Genomic DNA, 21,643 nt, shown 5'->3' with positions numbered 1-21,643 from the left:
GACGCCCACGAGGTTCAGCGGCTTCGCTCAATGGCCAAGCGACCTACTCGTCCATCAACTGCCGATAGCGATGCTGGTATTCCTCGTAGGACAGGCCCTCATCCATCAAGCGTTGCACTTGCTGTTGCCGATAAGCCTCCCGGCTCAACGGTGCCATATCGCCGGCTATCACCGGGGCGGGAGCGCGACCCAGGCCGGCCGCCCCATTGGGAAACAGCTGATCGGCCAGTTCAACAATCTTCTCCTCGGCACTGATGAACTTATCCAGTCGCCCGCCGCCCCAGCGCGCATCGTATTCCGCCTGGCCGACCTGACGGCCTTTTTCGTAGACGCGGATATCGGCGTATTTCATGTACAACGCCAGATCCCAACCCCAACGTCCAATGAAGGTGGTAGCAAGCGCACAACGATCAGGGCTGCTGCCGGGCGCCATCAGGCGGGTCCTGAAGCCTTTTTCCATCAACGAGGCCTGGTAGGCACTGGTGAAGCCAGCACGCAGGTTCAGCGCTGGGATCATGCAGATTTCCGGTGTCAGTTCGGCGGACAGGGCCGCAGGAGTAACGTTCTGTTTGATGCTGCAGCCGCTGATGGCAACGGTAGCGATGAGTGTAAAAAGCGATGCGGCGCGCATGGCGACCTCCGTGTCGGAAAGTAGACAGGCATTTTGCCACCACTCGCTTGCGCAGAGGTGCGCTTATTCCGCCTCCCGCCCGCTCGCCTTCCGATCCGCCCGGCCGCCCAGGTACCAGCCCAGCGCGCCCCAGACCGCTGCGCAGCCGGCGCCCACCAGCGCGATCAGCAGCGTGCCCTGGCCAAGCATGTCCAGCAGCGTTTTGGCCCAGCCGCTCAAGGCGTCACCGCCGCGGTAAACCACGGTATCGATGAAGTTCTTCGCCTTGTATTTGCTCTCCGCATCCAGCGGCGCAAAGAGCATCTCGCGGCCCGGACGGACGAAGGCGTACTCACCGATGCGCCGCACGATCATCACCGCTGCCAGCACCGCGAAGGTCGGTGCCAGCGCCAGCCCGATGAAACCCAGGCAGACCAGCGCCGGCACCACCGCCAGCAGCGCCCGCACACCAAGGCGCTGGGCGATGCGTCCGGTGATGAACAGTTGCGACAGCAAGGCGCCGGCCTGCACCACAAAGTCAATCGCACCGAACACCCGCACTTGCTCGGCGCGATCGGGAAACAGCTCGGCAACCAGCCGTGCCTGCTCGAAATACAGGAAGGTGCTAGCCGTGGTCAGCAGCAGCACGAAGGCAGCAATCCCCAGCAGATAACTCGAACCCAGCACCCGCGTCAGCCCGCTGAACGGGTTGCCCGCCACCGGACGGCGCGGGCTTTCCGCTTGTTCGGCGCCGGGGCGTCCGGCGCCTGCCACTTCGCGCCACGCCATCAGGTAATGCTTGAGCACCACCGCCAACGCCAGCAGCAGCGCCGCCAGCAGCATCAGCCCGAACTGCCCGAGCACGCCCACCAGCAGCGCACTGGCGGCCGGGCCGACCAGGCCGCCGACACTGGCTCCCGCGGCGATAAACGCGAAGAGGCGCCTGGCCTGAGGCGCGTCGAACACATCGGCCATCAGACTCCAGGCCACCGACACCACGAACAGGTTGTAGACCGAGATCCACACATAGAACACCCGCGCCAGCCAGACGCTGTCACGCAGGACGAAGAACAGCCCGGCGAACGCCAGCAGATTCACGCAGAAGAAGCCGTACACCCAGTCGATGTAATGGACGCGCGCCACCCGCGAGTTGAGCCAGGCGAACAGCGGCACCGCCACCAGCATGGCGACAAAGGTCGCGGTGAACAGCCACTGCAGGTTCTCCACGCCGCCCTGGATGCCCATGGACTCGCGGATCGGCCGCAGCATGAAGTAGCCGCTGAACAGGCAGAAGAACAGCCCGAAGCCGGCCAGCGCCGCGCGCAATTCAGCGGGCCGGGCGTTGATCAGCCCGGCCAGACGCACCCGGTTCGAGCCCAAGGACATCTGCTGGGCTCAACCAAAGGCATCGACGATCATCTGCCGCTGGCTGGCATCCGGCAGGCGGCCCTGCCCGGCCAGCAGGTTGTCAGCCATGTAGCGCGGTGTCGAAGTCGCTGGAATCACCGTGGTCACTGCCGGCTCGGCGAGGATGAACTTGAGCGCCAGCTGCGCCCAGGACGTCGCATCAAGCTCGGCTGCCCAATCGGGCAGCGGCCGGTCCTTGACTCGCCCCAGCAGGTTGCCGCGAGTAAAGGGCCGGTTGATCAGGGTGGCGATGCCGTTGTCGGCGCAGTAGGGCAGCAGCCGCTTCTCGGCATTGCGCTCGCCGACCGAGTAGTTGAACTGGACGAAATCGACCTTTTCCCGCTTGAGCACGTCCAGCAGCCGATCGTGGGCCGACTCCACATAGTGCGTCACGCCGATATAACGGATGCGGCCCTGCTCCTTCAGCTCGCGCAGCAGACCGAGCTGGGTGCTGGTGTCCTGCAGGTTGTGCACTTGGAGTAGGTCGATGCTGTCGCTCTGCAGCGCCTCGAAACTGGCCTCAATCTGCGCCAGCCCACGCTCGCGGCCAGTGGCGGAGACCTTGCTGGCGATAAACACCCGTTCGCGCGCGTTCTGCCGCTGCACCAGCTCACCAACCACACGATCGGCGTTGCCATAGCTCGGCGCGGTATCGATCAGGCGGGCGCCACCGTCGACGAAAATCCGCAACACCTCCAGCAACGCGTCCATCTGCGAATCATCGAGATCCACATCATGGGTGCGCGAGGTGCCGAGCCCGATCACCGGTAACTTCTCGCCGGTAGATGGAATCGGGCGCATCCGTAGTGGTTCGGCGGCATGTGCCACGAACGGCAGCAACGGTCCCAGTGCGGCGATGGCCGTCAGCACGGCAGAGCGGTGGAGGAGCTGGCGGCGCGTCTGCATCGGTGGGTTCTCCGTGTCGGTAGCGGCTTCGACGCTTGAGTATGGTCGACACCAGCGGGCGCATCGTCGGGCCGACGCACGGGAGCTTTTCAGTTTGTTTCAATGGGGCGCGCCGCGACGTCGCGCCGGTGCCCGCTGACCGAGCGCCGCTGAAACTGGTTTGAGGGATCTCCGTGCTGGCAATATGCCTCTATTTCGGTTCTACTTCGCCGCGCCTGATGACCATTGATCCTTGCGCCGCGCCCGCCGTGCATGCACCGGCTCGCAACAATCGAGACACCCATGCCCAGCCATTCGCCCATGTCCCCCGGCCAACCATCGGCCGCCTTGCCTGATAGGCCAGAGGGATCGACCCAGCAGATCAAGGCGCAGCGGCACCGACATCATTGGCTGATCAATCTTGCTTATGTGCTGGGCCTGCTACTGGTGTTTGCCCTCAGTCTCTTGCTGCTGCCCGACGATACGGGCCTGGGCAAGCTGCTGTGGAGCGAGCGCGATGCCGGGTCTCACACCACGCGGTGATTGATCGCCTCGGCACATCCGAGTCCGGCTCTCTATGCGCAAATTACGAACGCGCCACCTGCTCGCGCACATCTGCGTAAGGGTAAGCCTCCAGCGAGGCGAATCCCGCCATGCCTCGCGCCTTCAGCTTGGTGAACAGCGGCACGCTGATACCGCAGAGAAAACGCGTCAGGCACTCGGCACTGGGCTCGCTGTTTTTCAACTGCCGATAGCGCTGGCTGAAATCGGCACAGCGGGTAGCGAGATCCATCTCGGTCAGCGGCGCCAGTGGTGGCGGTTCGGGCAGCTGCGCGAACCGCCCCAGGCAGACCGAACAATGGCCACAGCGCTGCGGCGCCTGGGCGTCACCGAAATAATCGGCCAGGCGCCAACTGAGGCATTCACGCGACTCGAACAGCGCAAGCATGTTGTCTATGCGGGTAATTTCGCTGGTTTCTTGCTGCTTGAAATAGCCGTGCAGTTCGGCGCTCAGCGCGGCGGCATCGAAGTCCGGATCGACTAGCGCATAGACCTCGGTCATCTGCTTGCTCTCCAGTTCGATCCAGCCCTTTTCCTGGAAGTAATCCAGCGCCTTGACCACCCGCACCCGGTCGGCGCCGTGTTGCTGGTAGAGCGCATCGAAGTCCAGCGTGCACCAGGTTCGCGCTCGGGCCGAGGTGCGCACGATGGCTTCGACGAACTGCCGCCGCTCGCCCTCGAAGCGCGCAATCAGCGCCTCGGGCTCGAGCAGATGTTTGTAGCGATACTCGGCGAAATAGGCAAAACGCGGTGCGATGATGCCTTTGAGTTCAAGCTGTACCAGCAGGGTCTTCAGCGGCAGCTGACGAATATTGCTCTGCTCGGACAGCCGATTGAGCATCAGCTCCCACTGGCCGTCCGGTCCGACGCTCGCCAGCTCATCGAGGACATGGCAAATGCCCTCACGCTCCGGCGTGTCGCCGTAGACGAAATTCTGCAGCACGTTGAGGCTGTCGCGGTTGGCCAGCACCAAGCAGTCGGACGGCTGCCCGTCGCGCCCGGCCCGGCCGATTTCCTGGCTATAGTTCTCCACCGATTTCGGCAGGTCGTGATGCACCACGTTGCGGATGTCGGACTTGTCGATGCCCATGCCGAAGGCGATGGTGGCGACGATGCAGTTCAGCTCGCCGGCCATGAAACGCCGCTGAATGGTCTCGCGCAACTCGTGGCCCATCCCGGCGTGATAGGCGCTGGCCGGAAAGCCGCGCTGCGCCAGATGTTCGGCAACCTGCTCGGCAGTCTTCTGCTGGGTCACGTAGACGATTGTCGGCTGCTCGCCTTTGCCGGTCAGCCATTCCACTAGCCGGCGCTGCTTGTTGGCGCCCGCGACCGGCTCGACCAACAGGTTGAGGTTGGCGCGGTAGAAGCCGGTGGTCACCACATCCTCGGCGGCAATGGCGAATTTCGCCTGCATGTCGGCGATCACTGGCGGCGTCGCCGTAGCGGTCAGCAGCAGCACCTGGGGGATATTGAACTGGCGCTGGTAGTCGGGAAGCTTGAGGTAGTCCGGCCGGAAGTTGTGGCCCCATTCGGAGATGCAGTGTGCCTCGTCCACCACCAGCAGCGAGATCGGTACTTGGCTGATGAAATGGCGAAAACGCTCGTTCTTCAGGCGCTCCACCGAGAGCATCAGAATCTTCAGCTCGCCGGACTTGGCGCGACTCATGGTGTCGCTTATCTGCTCACGATTTTGCGCCGAGTCAATGCTGGCTGCGGCAATGCCGTGCCGATGCAGAAAAGCCAGCTGATCCTGCATCAGCGCCAGCAGCGGCGAGACCACCAACGTCAGATGCGGCAAATGCAACGCCGACAGCTGGTAGCACAGCGACTTGCCGGAACCGGTAGGAAAGATCGCCGCCGCCGAACGGCCCGCCACCACTGCGCGGATGGTTTGTTCCTGGCCGGGGCGAAAGCCGTCGTAGCCGAAGGTCTGGGCGAGAGTTTGTTCGATCATCGTTAGTCACTCCTTTGACTGGGAGCCGGAGAGTAGCAAAAGGAGGGAGACGGTAAAGCAAAGCGGTCCACGAGGCGCGGTCAGCGGTCGGCAAGAACGCGAAAGCGCCTTGAGGCAGTAGCTAACGAGGCGGCCACGCATTTCGCTCAATCACGCTCATCGGAATTCGCAATTATCGTTAGTGAGCTTACTAACTCATCATCGCCGGGCTCCTGAGAAAAATCACAAGCGAAGCCGTATCGGGTGATGCGGCTTGCCAACAGGAGGAATCCACGAACCAGAAACAGGATGCCCTGTCATGCGCACTACCTTTGCATTTGCCACTGCCCTTTTGCTATCCGCCGCCTCGCTCGCCCATGCCAACGGCGCCGAAGCCGAGACCTATACCTACGGCACCAAGATTGATATCGCCTCGGTCCTGTCGATCAAAGTCGAGCCGACGCCCTACTGCGAAGTCACCGATGCGGTGATGACTTACCGGGATTCGTCTGGTGAGATCCGCAAGCTCTCCTATCGGACCCTGGCCGAAAGCTGCAAGAACCAAAACTGAGCCTGTCGCCCTGTTAATAGCGGCATCGACACGCCTGCCGTTCGGTCAAGCTTCTGCGATCCATCGAGCGGCACTGGGGTGAATGAGCAAGGCGTCGCCATCTCGTCTACATGCGTCAGGCGAGAAGCCTTCCGTAGATAAATCGGCGACTTCCGCTTCTGCCTACAGGCAGCGCACTCCGCCATTTCGGTGGACTGAAGCGGAGCGCCGCCCGGCCTACCCTACGAGCTCATCCATGGGCGGGCCGATAGACCGTTACTGATCGAAGCCACGCTCCGTGTTGAGCAGGGATGCGGCACATAAACGATCGGTCAGAACCGATCGCGGATGATCACCTCGTCGAACGGCAGCTTGCCAACTCGCGGTTTGGGTTCCGCGGCACGCTTGCCGATTGCCACCATCAGGGCGATGACATGGTTGTCCGGCAGGTTGATCAGCTTACCTACCGCATCGAAATCGAAGCCGTCCATGGGGCAGGAATCCAGGCCCTTGCCGCGCGCGGCGAGCATCAGGGTCTGCGCCATCAGGCCGCAGCTGCGCATGGCTTCGTCACGCTGGACCTGCGGCTTGTCGCGGTAGTAGTTGTCAATGGCGCCGGCCATGTAGTCCTGCACCTCGGGCGGCGTGCCCTCCCAGACGCGGCGGACGTTTTTTTCCCAGCTGTCCACCTGAGCGCAAACCACTACCAGCATCGAGGCGTCGGTCATCTGCGCCTGGTTCCAACCCACCTCGCGAATCTGCGCGCGCAGCGCCGGGTCGCTGACCTCGACGAAACGCACGTGCTGCAGGTTGAAGGCCGATGGCGCGAGCAGTGCCAGTCGCAACAACTCGTCCTTTTCTTCGCGGCTGAGCTGAAAACTGGTGTCGTACACTTTAACGGCGCGGCGGGTCTGGATGGCTTCTTCGATATGCATGGCGGCTCCACTGGTTGGAATGTGTGGCCACTATGCTATGTCGACGGAATGATCGAATCCATGCGTCTTTGCTGATGATATTTATCGCAGTCGTCGATTCTTTGGGCAGTACAGGTGGGCTTGAGACGCATAGCCGTAGGGTGGGCTTTAGCCCACCACCTGCACTATTGGTGGGCTGAAGCGGAGCGCCGCCCGGCCCAACCTACGAACGACCTAACACGCCCTACTCTGGTAAGCACCACGAAAAAGCCGCCCGAAGGCGGCTAATTCTGACGCGGCGGCTTAGAGCTTAGAGCTGCGGACCGGCGGCCTTGATGGCGTCGGAGACTTCGAACTTCTTGAAGTTCTCGATGAACTTGTTCGCCAGTTCTTTGGCCGCTTCGTCGTAGGCGTTCTGGTCAGCCCAGGTATTACGCGGGTTGAGCAGTTGGGTTTCGACACCCGGAACGGCTTTCGGCACGTCCAGGTTGATGATCGGCAGGTGCTCGGTTTCCGTACCGATCAGTGCGCCGCTCTGAATCGCTGCGATCACCGCACGGGTAGTCGGAATGTTGAAACGCTTGCCAACGCCATAACCGCCACCGGTCCAGCCGGTGTTGACCAGGTAGACCTTGGAACCGAACGCTTGGATACGCTTGATCAGCAGCTCGGCGTAAACGCCGGCCGGACGCGGGAAAAACGGTGCGCCGAAGCAGGTGGAGAAGGTCGACTTGATGCCGCTGCCCGAACCCATCTCGGTGGAACCAACCAGTGCGGTGTAGCCGGAGAGGAAGTGGTAGGCGGCCTGTTCGTTGTTCAGGATCGACACGGGCGGCAGCACGCCGGTCAGGTCGCAGGTCAGGAAGATCACCGCGTTCGGCTCGCCGCCGAGGTTCTTCTCGGAACGCTTCTCGACGTATTCCAGCGGGTAGGCGGCGCGGCTGTTCTGGGTCAGGCTGTCGTCGGTGTAATCGGCGACGCGCTCGTCATCGAGCACAACGTTTTCCAGCACGGTACCGAACTGGATGGCTTTCCAGATCACCGGCTCGTTCTTCTCGGACAGGTCGATGCACTTGGCGTAGCAGCCGCCTTCGATGTTGAACACCACGCCGGTGCCCCAGCCGTGCTCGTCATCACCGATCAGGTAACGCGATTCGTCGGCGGACAGGGTGGTCTTGCCGGTGCCGGACAGCCCGAAGAACAAGGTCACGTCGCCCTCTTCGCCGATGTTCGCGGCGCAGTGCATCGGCAGTACGTCAGCTTCCGGTAACAGATAGTTCTGTACCGAGAACATGGCTTTCTTCATTTCACCGGCGTAGCGCATGCCGGCAATCAGCACTTTTTTCGCAGCGAAATTGATGATCACGCAGCCGTCGGAGTTAGTGCCGTCGCGCTCAGGAGAGCACTCGAAATTGGCGACGTTGAGAACCTGCCACTCGTCCTTCCCGGCCGGGTTGTACTGAGCCGGGTTGATGAACAGTTGACGACCGAACAGGTTCTGCCAGGCCGTGGCAGTGGTCATCTTGACCGGCAGGTAGTGAGCTTCGGAGGAGCCTACGTGGACGTGGGAAACGAAGTGCTCCTGAGCCTTGTTGAAGGTCTCGACGCGATCCCACAGGGCATCGAACTTGTCGGCAGGGAACGGACGATTGATCGGGCCCCAGGCGATGGAATCCTTGGTGCTCGGCTCTTCGACGATATAGCGATCGGCTGGCGAACGACCGGTGCGGTGACCAGTTTTGACAACGAGCGCGCCATTGGCGGCCAATTCACCTTCACCACGCTTGACGGCTTCTTCGATCAATCGAGCGGTGCTGATATCAACGTACACGGCGTTAATAGCTTGCGTCATGAGTTTCCCGTCGGCCCTAGGCCGAATCCTCCATGCTGTTGTAGCCCACCAAACGGTGGACTACATCGAAAAAAAGTGCGCGCGATTATGACAGAAATGACGCTGCGCTGGGTATGAGGGCGTAATGGCGAAAAGGTTCTACGCCCCCACGGCCTTTTAATGCCGTGTGCCGGAGGGGCCCTCCGTCCCCGCACCTGCGAACAGCTGGGCGATGTCGGCCGCATCGAAGCGATAGCGGTGATTGCAGAACTGGCAATCGATGGTGATCGCACCGCCCTGCTCGCTGAGTAACTGCTCGGCATCGTGCTGGCCGAGGCTGATCACGGCGTTGGCCGAGCGCTCACGCGAACAGCTGCAGCGGAACGTGATCGGCCGTGGCTCGAACAGGCGTACCTGCTCTTCGTGATAGAGCCGGTGCAGCACGGTCTGCGTGTCGAGTCCGAGCAACTCTTCGGCGGACAGCGTATCGGCCAGCGTGCGCAAATGCTGCCAGCTGGCTTCGCGTTCTTCACCGTTACGGATCCGATCGACCGGCAGCTGTTGCAGCAACATGCCGCATGCACGGCGGCCATCGGCGGCCAGCCAGAAGCGCGTCGGCAACTGCTCGGACGACGCGAAATAGCTCGACAGGCTATCCGCCAAGGTCACACCATCCAGGGCGACGATCCCCTGATAACGCTGCCCATTGGCCGGATCGATGGTCATCGCCAGCACACCTTCAGGCATCAGCTCGGACAGGGTCGCACCGGGCGTCAGCTGTTCTTCGTGATAACGGGCAATACCGCGCACCTCGCGGTCGCTGGAGCATTCGACCATCAGCAGCGGAACCGCGCCGGCCGAACGGGCCTGCAATACCATCAGCCCGTCAAATTTCAGCGTACCGACCAGCAGTGCGGCTGCCGCGAGCAGCTCGCCGAGCAGCTGGGCGACCGGCTCCGGGTAGGCGTGTTTGGCCAGCACCTCGGCATAGCTGCGCTCGAGCCCGACCCACTCGCCCCGCACGTCGGTGTTATCGAAAAGGAAACGCTGGGTGTAATCGGAATCGAGCATGGGCATGACCAGAGCAGGTTGAAGGCCGGAGCCGTTGACTGGGATACCGCGACTCATCGAATCTCGGTATCTGCATGGCCCCTGCGAGAAGGGACCGCATTCTAGGGCGAAAGTGGCGACCGTCCAACCGGCGAGTCACTCGGCATCCGAGCGGAAACGCTGCAAGGCGCGGCGCTGTTTCTTGCTCGGCTTGCCATCGGTTTCCACACCCAACGCACCTGCCTTGCGCATGGCCGCGGCATTTTCGCGCTTGGCCAGACTGTCGGCAGTTTCCTCATAGAGCAGCTGTGCTTCCGGCGCGCCCCGGCGCACCGCGGAAAGCGCACGGATCACCACGGTGCGTTCATCGAAGCCGGCGCGGATCACCAGTTCCTCGCCCACTTTCGGCTCCTTGCTCGGCTTGCAGCGCTCGCCACGGCAATGCACCTTGCCGCCTTCGATGGCGGCCTTCGCCAAGGCACGCGTCTTGTAGAAACGCGCGGCCCATAACCATTTATCCAAGCGGACTTTACCGTCGTCTTTTTCGCTCATTGCTCAACTCGGTCAATCGTCGTGTTGTCATAGGGTCGTACAGGTAGATGCGGATGTCATGCTCGGCATCTAGAATGCGCGGAAATTCAGTGGATACGCTTTCTTGAACAATCCCGACCCTCAGATAGTCATCGGTTTGCGCGAATGGATCGCCCTGCCCGAACTCGGCGTGGTCGGCCTGCGCGCAAAGATCGACACCGGCGCCAGCACCTCGGCGCTGCATGCCACCGACATCAGCGAATTCGAGCGTGACGGCGAGCGCTGGGTGCGCTTCACCGCGCATTTGGGCACGCTGGTACAGCGCCGGCATCGTTGCGAAGCGCCGTTGGTGACCCGCAAGCTGATCAAGAGCTCCAACGGCCATACCCAAACCCGTTACGTGGTGCGCACGTTGCTGGCGCTGGGCGATCACCTGTGGCCGGTGGAATTCACCCTGACCTGTCGCAAGACCATGCGCTATCGCCTGCTGCTGGGGTCAAAAGCCCTGATGGATGGCAAATGGCTGGTCGACCCTGCACGCACCTATGTGCAGGAAAAACCCCAGACTCTCACTACTTCCGGTGCCCAATGAAAATCGCCGTGCTGTCGCGCAATCCACGCTTGTACTCGACCCGCCGCCTGGTAGAGGCCGGCCAGCAACGTGGCCATGAAGTGGTGGTGATCGACACCCTGCGCGCGTACATGAACATCGCTAGCCACAAGCCGCAGATCCATTACCGCGGGCGCCCGCTGGAAGGCTTCGACGCGGTGATTCCGCGCATCGGTGCCTCCGTTACCTTCTATGGCTGCGCGGTGCTGCGCCAGTTCGAGATGCAGGGCGTGTTCCCTCTCAACGAATCGGTGGCCATCGCCCGTTCACGCGACAAGCTACGTTCGCTGCAATTGCTGGCCAGACGTGGGATTGGCCTGCCCGTCACCGGTTTCGCCCACTCCCCTGATGACATCGCTGACCTGATCCAGATGGTCAATGGTGCGCCATTGGTGATTAAGGTCCTGGAAGGCACCCAGGGTATCGGCGTGGTGCTGTGCGAGACCGAAAAGGCCGCCGAATCGGTGATCGAGGCGTTCATGAGCCTCAAGCAGGACATCATGGTGCAGGAATACATCAAAGAAGCCGGCGGGGCGGACATCCGCTGCTTTGTCGTCGGCGACAAGGTAATCGCCGCGATGAAGCGTCAGGCCAAACCCGGCGAATTCCGCTCCAACCTGCACCGCGGCGGCACCGCCAGCCTGATCAAGATCACTCCGGAAGAACGCATGACCGCGATCCGCGCGGCCAAGGTCATGGGGCTGTCCGTGGCCGGCGTGGATATCCTGCGCTCCAACCACGGCCCGCTGGTGATGGAAGTCAACTCCTCGCCGGGCCTGGCCGGCATCGAAGAAACGACCGGTAAGGATGTTGCCGGGCTGATCATTCAATACTTGGAGAAGAACGCCGGCCCGCATCTGACGAGGACGAAGGGGAAGGGGTAAGCGAAAGCTGGAAGACAAGAATCGTCGCTTTTTCGTCTAGCCATTGTGAGCCTGGGCAGGCTGAAGCCCGCGCTGACGGCGCTTGAGCTTCGATATAGCGAATAGGCCCGCGACCAGTACGCTCTGAGCTGCTTTTACGGCTTTATTGCATCCCTCGGCAGCAGCAACCCCAACGGCAGGCTGACCCGAGCTTCCAGCCCGCCGCCTTCGCGATTACGCAACTCGACCACACCACCGTGCTGCGAAGCGATGCGCTTGACGATCGCCAGCCCAAGCCCGGCACCCTGACCACCGCGCGCGCGGTCGCCGCGGATGAAGGGATTGAAGATTTCGCCGAGCTCTTTCGGATCGATGCCAGTGCCTCGGTCCAGCACGCTGAGCACCACGTAGGGCGCACTGCCATCACCAGAAACGTGTGCGGCAACCTCGACGCCATGGCCGCCGTAGCGCAAAGCATTCTCGATGAGATTGACCAGCAGACGCTTGATCGACACGCGTCGCAGGGCCAGCTGTGGCATAGGCTCGACGCACAGCCGCACGGTTTCGCCGTACTGGTTGTAGGGCGCCACCACTTCACGCACCAGCTCGCCCAGATCGATACTTTCCACCGGTTCGTCGCTGCCGTCGCGGACAAAGGCGAGGAACTGATCGAGGATCGCGTTCATGTCCTCGACGTCGCGGACCATATCCTCGGTCAGCTCGGCCTCGCTGGACATGAGCTCCAGCGACAGGCGCAGGCGAGTCAGCGGTGTACGCAGGTCGTGGGAGACGCCGGCAAGCATCAGCTCGCGCTCGCGCCCGGCCTGCTCGACGTCCTCCGCCATTTGATTGAAAGCGCGATAGACCTCGGTCATCTCGCTCGGCGTGTCGCTGACCGGCAGGCGCACGCTACGCCCCTTGCCAATCTGCCGAGCGGCATAGACCAGGCGCTTTAGCGGTAGGTTGAGCTGACCGACGAAAACCCACGCGGCGGCGGTGGAAAGCAGACCGATGCCGAGGAACCAGCCCAGCACGCTCCAGATCCGCTGCCCGCGCAGTGGATAGGCATAGAGCGGCACCTGCAGCCAATCCGGCCCCAGACTCGGAGCGCGCACCCAGAGCGCCGTGTCCGGCTGGATGCGCACTCGCACTTCGGTTTCGGGGCCCAGCTCGGCGCGCATCTGCTGCTGGAAGATTTCGGTGTAAGGCCAGTGGTATTCACTCGGCGGCACGTCTGCCTCCGCCACCCGATGCACCCCTGCGGCCTCGCCGATGCGCTCGCGATTGGCCTCGTCGGCGACCCAATAGGCGCGCAGCGTCAAGGCCGCGCCGTGGCTGTACTGACGATCGACGAGCATGTCGTCGTTCATCATCAGGTACACCAGCATCAGTACCTTGGAGAACAGCACGACGATCAGCACCATCCACAGGGTGCGAGCGAAGAAGCTTTGTGGGAACCAGAGCGGAGTCTTCATAAAATCAATAGCCGAATAAGAGCGCTGGAGTCTGGAAAGCGGTACGAAAATGCACAGCGCTATGGCTTCCATCTGTAGGGCGGGCCGGGCGGCGCCCCGCTTCAGCCCACTAAGTCGACCGGGCGTGGTGGGCTGAAGCCCACCCTACGGCACTGCAGGCCGGACGAAGAAAGCGATCCTTCTCCAGCCTCCAGCGCTAGGCGTTTCTAGCGGCTTTCAGCCCTTGTTGCCATCAGGTACGAACACGTAGCCCACGCCCCAGACCGTCTGGATATAGCGCGGCTTGGACGGGTCGGGTTCGATGAGGCGGCGCAGGCGGGATATCTGCACGTCGATGGAGCGCTCCAGGGCGTCCCATTCGCGGCCACGGGCGAGGTTCATCAGCTTGTCGCGGGTCAACGGCTCCCGGGCGTGCTGGACCAATGCCTTGAGCACGGCGAACTCGCCGGTGGTAAGCATGTGGATCTGGTCGCCCTTCTTCAGCTCGCGCGTGCCGAGAAACAGCTCGTAGTCGCCGAAGGTCACCGTCTCGTCTTCGCTGCCCGGCGCGCCCGGCACCTGCGGCGCCTGGCGCCGTAGCACGGCGCGAATCCGTGCCAGCAGTTCGCGCGGGTTGAAGGGCTTGGCCAGATAATCGTCGGCTCCCTGTTCCAGACCCTGGATGCGACTGGCTTCGTCGCCCTTGGCGGTGAGCATGATGATCGGAATTCCATTGCCGCTTTCGCGCAGACGATGGCAGGCCGACAGGCCGTCCTCACCGGGCATCATCAGGTCAAGAACCACCAGATGGAACAGTTCGCGGCTGAGCAGACGGTCCATCTGCTCAGCGCTTTCGACGGTACGGACGCGATAGCCCTGCTCGTCGAGAAACCGCTCAAGCAGACGCCGCAAACGGGCATCGTCATCGACGATCAGGATTTTTTCGCCTTCGCTGGCGGGCGCAGTGCTGCTCATGGAAAACTCCTGAATTTATCGACGGCGCATTATGCGCCTACGGATGACAAGGCAATTGACAGCCATTGTTAGCAGATTTTGCGAGAGAAGCAGTTGGAAGGTGGACAAAATCGTAGAGCGGTGCAACCCGCTCCGTGCGCCACTACCAGGGACAACGCCCCCCGATGCTTTTTCTTCCTGCTTCCAGCCTCAAGCTCCCCGCTGCCTTTATAATCCCGCCCTTTCGCGCAGGCACGGCCTGCATGGTTTGACTGACCCAGGTAGGTTCATGGACAGCATCAATTCCCGTATCGCCGCTGAACTGGGCGTGCGCCCGCAACAAGTCGCCGCCGCCGTGGCGCTGCTCGACGAAGGCTCCACCGTGCCCTTCATCGCCCGCTACCGCAAGGAAGTGACCGGCAGCCTCGACGATACCCAGCTGCGCAACCTGGAAGAGCGACTGCGCTACATGCGTGAGCTGGACGAGCGTCGCGCCTCGATCCTCGCCAGCATCGAGGAGCAGGGCAAGCTGACGCCCGAACTGGCCCGCGAGATCAACCTGGCCGACACCAAGACCCGCCTCGAAGATCTCTACCTGCCGTACAAGCAGAAACGCCGCACCAAGGGCCAGATCGCCCTGGAAGCAGGTCTCGGCGAGTTGGCCGACGCGCTGTTCGCCGACCCAAGCCTGACCCCGGAAAGCGAAGCCGAGCGCTTCATCGATGTTGAAAAAGGCTTCGCCGACACCAAGGCCGTACTCGAAGGCGCCAAGTACATCCTCATGGAACGCTTCGCCGAGGACGCAGACTTGCTGGCGAAGCTGCGCGACTTCCTCAAGCACAACGCCACGCTCAGTGCCCGCCTGGTTCCGGGCAAAGAGCAGGAAGGTGCCAAGTTCAGCGACTATTTCGAGCATGACGAAGTGCTGAAGAACACGCCGTCGCACCGCGCCCTGGCAATTTTCCGCGGCCGAAACGAAGGCATCTTGAGCGTCAGCCTCAAGGTCGGCGACGAAACCCCAGGAGCCATGCATCCAGGCGAGACGATGATCGGTGAGCGCTTCGGCATCTCCAATCGCGGCCGCGCCGCCGACAAGTGGCTCGGCGAGGTGGTGCGCTGGACCTGGAAGGTCAAGCTCTACACCCATCTGGAAACCGACCTGCTTGGCGAGCTGCGCGACAAGGCCGAGGACGATGCCATCGGTGTGTTTGCCCGCAACATGCACGATTTGCTGCTAGCCGCCCCGGCCGGCCCGCGCGCAACCCTAGGCCTTGACCCTGGCCTGCGCACCGGCTGCAAGGTCGCCGTGGTGGATGCCACCGGCAAGCTGCTGGATACCGCCACCGTCTACCCGCACGCACCGCGCAACGACTGGGACGGCACCCTGGCGGTGCTGGCCAAGCTGTGCGCCAAGCACGGCGTCGACCTGATCGCCATCGGCAACGGCACCGCCAGCCGCGAAACAGACAAGCTGGCCGGCGAGCTGATCAAGAAGGTGCCGGGCCTGAAGCTCACCAAGATCATGGTCAGCGAAGCCGGTGCCTCGGTGTATTCGGCCTCGGAGCTGGCAGCGAAGGAATTCCCCGATCTGGACGTTTCGATCCGTGGGGCGGTGTCCATCGCCCGTCGTCTGCAGGACCCGCTGGCCGAACTGGTGAAGATCGAACCGAAAGCCATCGGCGTCGGCCAGTACCAGCACGATGTGTCCCAGTTGAAGCTGGCGCGCTCGCTGGATGCAGTGGTCGAGGACTGCGTGAACGCCGTCGGTGTGGATGTGAATACCGCCTCCGCCGCCCTACTGGCACGCATTTCCGGCCTCAACGGCACCCTGGCGCAGAATATCGTCGCCTACCGCGACGCCAACGGCGCGTTCAAGTCCCGCAGCGAACTGAAGAAGGTGCCGCGCCTGGGCGATAAGACCTTCGAGCAGGCCGCCGGCTTCCTGCGTGTGATGAATGGCGACAACCCGCTGGACGCCTCCGCCGTACACCCGGAAACCTATCCGCTGGTCACGCGCATCGCCGCCGACACCGGTCGCGATATCCGCTCGCTGATCGGCGACTCGGCCTTCCTCAAGAAGCTCGACCCGGCGAAATTCACCGACGAGACCTTTGGCCTGGTGACCATCGGCGACATCTTGCAGGAACTGGAAAAGCCTGGCCGCGACCCGCGCCCCGAGTTCAAGACCGCCGAGTTCCAGGAAGGCGTCGAGAAGCTCAGCGACCTGACGCCCGGCATGGTGCTCGAAGGCGTGGTGACCAACGTGACCAACTTCGGCGCCTTCGTCGACATCGGTGTGCATCAGGATGGACTGGTGCACATCAGCGCGCTGTCGGAGAAATTCGTCAAAGACCCCTACGAGGTGGTCAAAGCCGGTGACATCGTCAAGGTCAAGGTCATGGAAGTGGACATTCCGCGCAACCGCGTCGGCCTGTCCATGCGCATGAGCGACACCCCCGGCGAGAAGACCGAGGGCCCACGTGGCGGCGCAGGCAAGCCGCGCGGCAACGCGCCACGCACTGAGCGCCACACCAAGCAGGACAAGCCCGCTCCGACCAATGCAGCCATGGCGGCGTTGTTCGCCAATGCCAAGCAGCTGAGGAAATAACATGAGCATTCAAGTCGAGGCGGTGGGCAGTTCCAGCGCCTTCGGCCGCCTACTCGGCCTAGAGATTCACAAAGCCGAAAACGGCGAGGCCGTACTCGGGCTGAGCATGCACGACGGCCTACGCAACCTGCACGGCAAGTTGCATGGCGGTGCGCTGTTCTCGCTGATCGACACCGCTATGGGTCAGGCCAGCCACAGCCTCAACGACGGCGTGCCGAACAGCGTGACGCTGGAGTGCAAGCTCAACTACATCCGCCCGGTGACCGAAGGCGAACTGACCTGCCGCGCCTGGGTCGTACATGCCGGGCGCCGTACTCAGGTTCTCGAAGCCGAGGTTCATCAAGGCGAGAAGCTGGTAGCCAAGGCACAATCCACCTTCGCCTGTCTCTAATAAGGGGCAGGCTTCGAGCCGCAAGCGGCGAGTAAGGCACCCCTTGTTTTCTATCTTGCCGCTTGAAGCTTGAAGTTCGCCCCCCCATATTGGGCCGACTGATGCGTGAAGGAACCAGAACTTGAGCGACCTCCTCTCCCACCGCCTGGCATTGCTGGCCGAGCCTCCCCACCTTCCGCTGCTCTCGCAATGCCTGCATGGGATAGAACGCGAATGTCTGCGGATCGACAATCGCGGCGAACTGGCGCTGACGCCACACCCCCACGCGCTGGGTTCGGCGCTGACGCATCCGAGGATCACAACCGATTACTCCGAGGCGCTGCTGGAGTTCATCACAGGCACCGCAACCGATCCGCAACAGACGCTGGCCGAGCTGGACGCCATCCATCGCTACACCTACGGCAAGCTCGCCGACGAATGGCTCTGGAGCCCCTCGATGCCAGGGCGCCTGCCAGAAGAGGCGCAGATCCCCATCGCCGAGTACGGCAGCTCTAACATCGGCCGGCTCAAGCACGTCTACCGCCAGGGCCTGGCACTGCGCTACGGCAAGACCATGCAGTGCATCGCCGGCATTCACTACAACTTCTCCCTGCCCGAGGCACTGTGGTCGTTACTGCAGGCCAAGGACGGCGACGAGCGCAGTCGGCAGGATTATCAGTCCTCGCGCTATATCGCGTTGATCCGCAACTTCCGCCGCTACAGCTGGCTACTGATGTACCTCTTCGGCGCCTCGCCGGCGCTGGATGCCAGCTTCATGCGCGGCCGCCCGCACCAGCTCGAACAGCTCGACGCCGATACTCTCTATTTGCCCTGGGCTACCAGCCTGCGCATGAGCGACCTGGGCTACCAGAGCAATGCCCAGGCCGGCCTGACGCCTTGCTACGACGATCTGTCCAGCTACACCGATAGCCTGCACAAGGCCGTTTCGACGCCCTACCCGGCCTACGCCACGATGGGCACCAAGGACGCCGAGGGCAACTGGCTGCAGCTCAACACCAACGTGCTGCAGATCGAAAACGAGTACTACTCGAACATCCGCCCCAAGCGCGTCACCGAGAGCGGCGAGCGCCCGCTGCAGGCGCTGCGCGCCCGCGGCATCCAGTACATTGAAGTGCGCTGCCTGGACATCAACCCCTTCCTGCCGCTGGGCATCGATCTTGACGAAGCGCGTTTCCTCGATGCCTTCCTGCTGTTCTGCACACTGGAAGAAAGCCCCTGCTTGGTCGCGGGCGAGTGCCGCGCCAGCAGCGACAATTTTCTCAAGGTAGTCACTGAAGGACGCAAGCCGGGCCTCGAACTGCATCGCGGCGGCGAGCAGATCAGCCTGCAAGCCTGGGCGCAGGAACTGCTGGGTGAAATCGGCCTGGTCGCCGCGCTGCTGGACCAGGCCCAGGGCGGCGACCAACATGCGCGGGCGCTCGCCGCGCAACAAGCGAAGGTCGCTGACAGCAGCCTCACACCATCGGCGCGAGTACTCGACGAGCTGAAACGCAGCGGTGAGAGCTTCGGCCAGTTCGCCCTGCGGCAAAGCCGGGCACATGCCGAACACTTCCGCAGCCGCCCCTTGAGCACTGCCGAGCAGGCCGGATTCGAAACCGCCGCGCAGCAATCACACGTTGAACAGGCCAAGCTGGAAGCCCAACAGGAATCGGATTTCGACCAGTTCGTCGCGGCCTATCAGGCAAGCCTGTTATCCATCGACATCTGAGCGCGGCAGACTCGTAGGGCCGAACTTGTTCGGCCATGGTGTACATCGGTCGAATGTCCAACCGCGTAGGGTGGGCTTTAGCCCACCGCTTGCTTACGCTCCGTATCAACCACTCGCCTGGCGTGTTGCCGCCGGCGCAGTTCTGGTGGGCTGAAGCGGAGCGCCGCCCGGCCCACCCTACAGCACTGCTTTACCTCCAGCTTCAGGCTTCCAGCTGCTTTTTACAGCTTCTTCTCGAACACCTTCGACTGGCGCTGAAAGTTGTACAGCGATGCCCGCGCCGCCGGCAGGCGCTCGACGCCACTGGGCTGGAAGCCGCGTTCGCGGAACCAGTGGGCGGTGCGGGTGGTGAGCACGAACAGTGTTTTCAGGCCCAGCTGGCGGGCGCGCGCTTCGATGCGCTCGAGCAGTTCGTCTCCACGGCCGCCGTGGCGGTATTCGGGGTTGACTGCCAGGCAGGCCAGTTCACCCCAGTCCGAATCGGGAATGGGATAGAGCGCGGCACAGGCGATGATCAGGCCGTCGCGTTCGACGATGCTGAACTGCTCCACTTCACGCTCCAGCACCTCGCGCGAGCGGCGCACCAGGATGCCCTGCTCCTCTAGCGGCGTGATTAGGTCGATCAGGCCGCCTACGTCCTCGATAGTCGCCTCGCGCAACTGCTCGAACTGCTCCTGCGTCACCAAAGTGCCACCACCGTCGCGGGTGAACAGTTCGTTAAGCAGCGCGCCGTCATCGGCATAGCTGACCAGGTGGCTGCGCCTCACGCCGCCACGACAGGCCTGCGCGGCGGCGTCCAGCAGCTCGGCCTGGTAATCGCTGCCCAGCCGCTCGACATGGGCTGGAATCTGCGGCGGGCGCAGCTCGCGCACCAGATTGCCGGCTTCGTCCAGCAGCCCGCGTTCGGCGCCGTAGAGCACCAGCTTGTCGGCCTGCAGATCGACGGCCGCGCGGGTGGCGACGTCTTCACAGGCCACGTTGAAGATTTCGCCGGTGGGCGAATAACCCAGTGGCGAGAGCAGCACGATGGTGCGCTCGTCCAGGAGGCGGCCAATACCCTTACGGTCGATGCGCCGCACCTCGCCGGTGTGCTGGTAATCGACACCCTCGACCACGCCGATCGGCCGCGCGGTAACGAAGTTGCCGCTGGCCACACGCAGCCGTGCGCCTTGCATGGGCGAGGCCGCCATATCCATCGACAGCCGCGCTTCGAGGGCGATGCGCATATGCCCGACGGCATCGATTGCACACTCCAGCGCAGCGGAATCGGTAACGCGCAAGCCCCGGTATACCCGCGGCTCGATGCCGCGTGCGGCCAGTCGCGCCTCGATCTGCGGACGCGAGCCGAACACCAGCACCAGCCGCACGCCGAGGCTGTGCAGCAGCACCAGGTCGTGGACGATGTTGCCGAAATTGGAGTGTTCCAGCCCATCGCCCGGCAGCATGACCACAAAGGTGCGCTCACGGTGCGAGTTGATGTAGGGCGAGGAGTCGCGAAGCCAGGTGACGTAGTCGTGCATGTTGCAGAAGCCTTCAAGTGACAGCTTAAAAGTCCGGTAGCCGGGTCGGGAGAGCGGGCGCGGGAGCAGTTCGTTCCGAAACTGCTCCTAACCTCGGCTGGCCGGCTGCAGGCAATAGTGGTCGATCATGGCGCGCAGCAGCCTCACGGTGGGTTCGATTCTGTCGAGATCCAAGTATTCGTCCGGCTGGTGGGCGCAGGCGATGTCGCCGGGGCCGAGCACCAGCGTCTCGCAGCCAAGCTGCTGAAGATAAGGCGCTTCGGTGGCGAACGCCACTGCCTCGGCGGCATGGCCGGTCAGCCGTTCGGCGAGGCAGACCAACTCGCCGCCCGCCGGTTGCTCGAAGGGTGGCACGCTGGGAAACAGCGGCGACAGCTCGATCGCTACCTGATGCTGCTCGGCCAGCGGTTGCAAGCGCCGGCGAATGGCTGCGCGCAACTGCTCGGGGTCCATACCGGGTAACGGCCGCAGGTCGAATTCCAGTGCGCATTGGCCACAGATGCGGTTGGGATTGTCGCCGCCGTGGATGCAGCCGAGGTTGAGCGTCGGTTGCGGCACGTCGAACAGAGGATTGTCGTATTCGCCCTGCCACTCACGGCGCAGCGCCATCAGCTCGCCCATCACGCCGTGCATGGCATCCAGCGCGTTATGGCCATAGGCCGGGTTGGAGGAATGCCCGCTCTGCCCATGAATCTCGATGCCTTCCATCATGATGCCCTTGTGCAGGCGCACGGGCCGCAACCCGGTGGGCTCGCCGATCACAGCGGCACGCCCCAGCGGCCGGCCGGCATCGACCAGCGCCCGGGCGCCGGACATGGAGCTTTCCTCGTCGCAGGTGGCAAGGATCAGCAGCGGCTGCCTGAACGGCTGGTCCAACAGCGGCAGCACCGCTTCGATGATCAGCGCGAAGAAGCCTTTCATATCGCAGCTGCCCAGACCGTACCAGCGGTCATCGGCTTCGCGCAGGCGCAGCGGATCGGACGTCCACAGCTCGGCATCGAAAGGTACGGTGTCGCTGTGCCCGGCCAACACCAGCCCGCCGGGACCACTGCCATGACTGGCCAGTAGATTGAACTTCCCGGGGGTTATTTCCTGCGCTTCACAGGAGAAACCAAGATCACTCAGCCAGCCGGCGAGCAGGTCGATCACCGGCCGATTGGTCTGGTCCCAATGCGCCTGTGTACAGCTCACCGAAGGCGCGGCGACCAGTGCGGCAAATTGATCCTTGAGTGAGGGAACGGGCACCGGCTACCTCCGTATCGA

At 62.9% G+C, this 21,643-nt stretch carries 19 protein-coding genes; 7 read left to right on the top strand and 12 right to left on the bottom strand.

What is annotated here, in order from left to right; genetic code table 11:
- Positions 1 to 43 precede the first annotated feature (43 nt).
- The 3 genes from NA647_RS03750 to NA647_RS03740 all read right to left on the bottom strand — a co-directional run bounded on the left by NA647_RS03750 (position 44) and on the right by NA647_RS03740 (position 2,923).
- Complete coding sequence (locus tag NA647_RS03750; protein ID WP_256056481.1) at positions 44 to 631, bottom strand: Sbal_3080 family lipoprotein; 588 nt, start codon at positions 629 to 631, stop codon at positions 44 to 46.
- 63 nt (positions 632 to 694) lie between these two features.
- A complete protein-coding gene (locus NA647_RS03745; RefSeq protein ID WP_256056480.1) occupies positions 695 to 1,996 on the bottom strand; it encodes an NTP/NDP exchange transporter in 1,302 nt (433 codons plus the stop codon).
- Positions 1,997 to 2,005: 9 nt separating this feature from the next.
- Entirely contained in the window at positions 2,006 to 2,923 is a 918-nt protein-coding gene (locus tag NA647_RS03740) for an aldo/keto reductase (protein ID WP_256056479.1), read from the bottom strand.
- A gap of 282 nt (positions 2,924 to 3,205) precedes the next feature.
- Here NA647_RS03740 and NA647_RS03735 point away from each other — a divergent pair, with 282 nt between their 5' ends.
- Positions 3,206 to 3,445, top strand: a complete 240-nt coding sequence (locus NA647_RS03735; RefSeq protein WP_256056478.1) for a hypothetical protein — start codon at positions 3,206 to 3,208, stop codon at positions 3,443 to 3,445.
- Between the two features lie 43 nt (positions 3,446 to 3,488).
- On the opposite strand, the gene NA647_RS03730 is transcribed toward NA647_RS03735, so the two are convergent.
- On the bottom strand, positions 3,489 to 5,417 hold the full coding sequence (locus NA647_RS03730; protein WP_256056477.1) for a RecQ family ATP-dependent DNA helicase: 1,929 nt from the start codon (positions 5,415 to 5,417) through the stop codon (positions 3,489 to 3,491).
- A gap of 298 nt (positions 5,418 to 5,715) precedes the next feature.
- Here NA647_RS03730 and NA647_RS03725 point away from each other — a divergent pair, with 298 nt between their 5' ends.
- Entirely contained in the window at positions 5,716 to 5,967 is a 252-nt protein-coding gene (locus NA647_RS03725) for a DUF2790 domain-containing protein (protein WP_256056476.1), read from the top strand.
- A gap of 311 nt (positions 5,968 to 6,278) precedes the next feature.
- Here the strand turns inward: NA647_RS03725 and NA647_RS03720 are convergent, their stop codons facing one another.
- From NA647_RS03720 to NA647_RS03705, 4 genes are all read right to left on the bottom strand, one after another.
- A complete protein-coding gene (locus NA647_RS03720) occupies positions 6,279 to 6,881 on the bottom strand; it encodes a nitroreductase family protein (RefSeq protein WP_256056475.1) in 603 nt (200 codons plus the stop codon).
- A 289-nt stretch (positions 6,882 to 7,170) separates the two neighbouring features.
- Positions 7,171 to 8,712 carry a phosphoenolpyruvate carboxykinase gene (locus NA647_RS03715; protein ID WP_256056474.1) on the bottom strand — a complete coding sequence of 514 codons (1,542 nt, stop codon included), beginning with the start codon at positions 8,710 to 8,712 and terminating at the stop codon, positions 7,171 to 7,173.
- 156 nt (positions 8,713 to 8,868) lie between these two features.
- Positions 8,869 to 9,762 (bottom strand): Hsp33 family molecular chaperone HslO, encoded by an 894-nt coding sequence (hslO, locus tag NA647_RS03710; protein ID WP_256056773.1) that lies wholly within the window; start codon positions 9,760 to 9,762, stop codon positions 8,869 to 8,871.
- A 135-nt stretch (positions 9,763 to 9,897) separates the two neighbouring features.
- Complete coding sequence (locus NA647_RS03705) at positions 9,898 to 10,293, bottom strand: RNA-binding S4 domain-containing protein (RefSeq protein ID WP_131649012.1); 396 nt, start codon at positions 10,291 to 10,293, stop codon at positions 9,898 to 9,900.
- A 103-nt stretch (positions 10,294 to 10,396) separates the two neighbouring features.
- Here NA647_RS03705 and NA647_RS03700 point away from each other — a divergent pair, with 103 nt between their 5' ends.
- The gene (locus NA647_RS03700) at positions 10,397 to 10,864 is read left to right on the top strand and encodes an ATP-dependent zinc protease (protein WP_272889545.1); all 468 of its coding nucleotides are present in this window, start codon (positions 10,397 to 10,399) and stop codon (positions 10,862 to 10,864) included.
- Positions 10,861 to 11,766 (top strand): 30S ribosomal protein S6--L-glutamate ligase, encoded by a 906-nt coding sequence (gene rimK, locus NA647_RS03695; protein ID WP_256048865.1) that lies wholly within the window; start codon positions 10,861 to 10,863, stop codon positions 11,764 to 11,766. Before NA647_RS03700 ends, rimK begins: the two co-directional genes overlap by 4 nt.
- A 134-nt stretch (positions 11,767 to 11,900) precedes the next feature.
- Here rimK and NA647_RS03690 read toward each other — a convergent pair whose 3' ends face one another.
- Both NA647_RS03690 and ompR read right to left on the bottom strand, forming a co-directional pair.
- Positions 11,901 to 13,220, bottom strand: a complete 1,320-nt coding sequence (locus tag NA647_RS03690) for an ATP-binding protein (protein ID WP_256056473.1) — start codon at positions 13,218 to 13,220, stop codon at positions 11,901 to 11,903.
- A gap of 216 nt (positions 13,221 to 13,436) precedes the next feature.
- Positions 13,437 to 14,174: a two-component system response regulator OmpR gene (gene ompR / locus NA647_RS03685; protein ID WP_256056472.1), complete on the bottom strand. Its 738-nt coding sequence runs from the start codon at positions 14,172 to 14,174 to the stop codon at positions 13,437 to 13,439.
- Positions 14,175 to 14,442: 268 nt separating this feature from the next.
- Here ompR and NA647_RS03680 point away from each other — a divergent pair, with 268 nt between their 5' ends.
- The 3 genes from NA647_RS03680 to gshA all read left to right on the top strand — a co-directional run bounded on the left by NA647_RS03680 (position 14,443) and on the right by gshA (position 18,860).
- The gene (locus NA647_RS03680; protein WP_256056471.1) at positions 14,443 to 16,761 is read left to right on the top strand and encodes a Tex family protein; all 2,319 of its coding nucleotides are present in this window, start codon (positions 14,443 to 14,445) and stop codon (positions 16,759 to 16,761) included.
- 1 nt (position 16,762) lies between these two features.
- The gene (locus tag NA647_RS03675; protein ID WP_256056470.1) at positions 16,763 to 17,152 is read left to right on the top strand and encodes a PaaI family thioesterase; all 390 of its coding nucleotides are present in this window, start codon (positions 16,763 to 16,765) and stop codon (positions 17,150 to 17,152) included.
- Between the two features lie 121 nt (positions 17,153 to 17,273).
- A complete protein-coding gene (gene gshA / locus NA647_RS03670; RefSeq protein WP_256056469.1) occupies positions 17,274 to 18,860 on the top strand; it encodes a glutamate--cysteine ligase in 1,587 nt (528 codons plus the stop codon).
- 221 nt (positions 18,861 to 19,081) lie between these two features.
- Here gshA and argA read toward each other — a convergent pair whose 3' ends face one another.
- Both argA and argE read right to left on the bottom strand, forming a co-directional pair.
- Positions 19,082 to 20,380 (bottom strand): amino-acid N-acetyltransferase, encoded by a 1,299-nt coding sequence (gene argA / locus NA647_RS03665; RefSeq protein WP_256056468.1) that lies wholly within the window; start codon positions 20,378 to 20,380, stop codon positions 19,082 to 19,084.
- A gap of 87 nt (positions 20,381 to 20,467) precedes the next feature.
- The gene (gene argE, locus NA647_RS03660) at positions 20,468 to 21,625 is read right to left on the bottom strand and encodes an acetylornithine deacetylase (RefSeq protein WP_256056466.1); all 1,158 of its coding nucleotides are present in this window, start codon (positions 21,623 to 21,625) and stop codon (positions 20,468 to 20,470) included.
- Positions 21,626 to 21,643: the final 18 nt, after the last annotated feature.

Origin of the sequence: Stutzerimonas stutzeri, from assembly GCF_024448985.1 — a bacterium.
Classification (GTDB): domain Bacteria; phylum Pseudomonadota; class Gammaproteobacteria; order Pseudomonadales; family Pseudomonadaceae; genus Stutzerimonas; species Stutzerimonas stutzeri_AP.
Note: the sequence above shows the minus strand (reverse complement) of the source record. Positions and strands in the feature narration are given on the sequence as shown.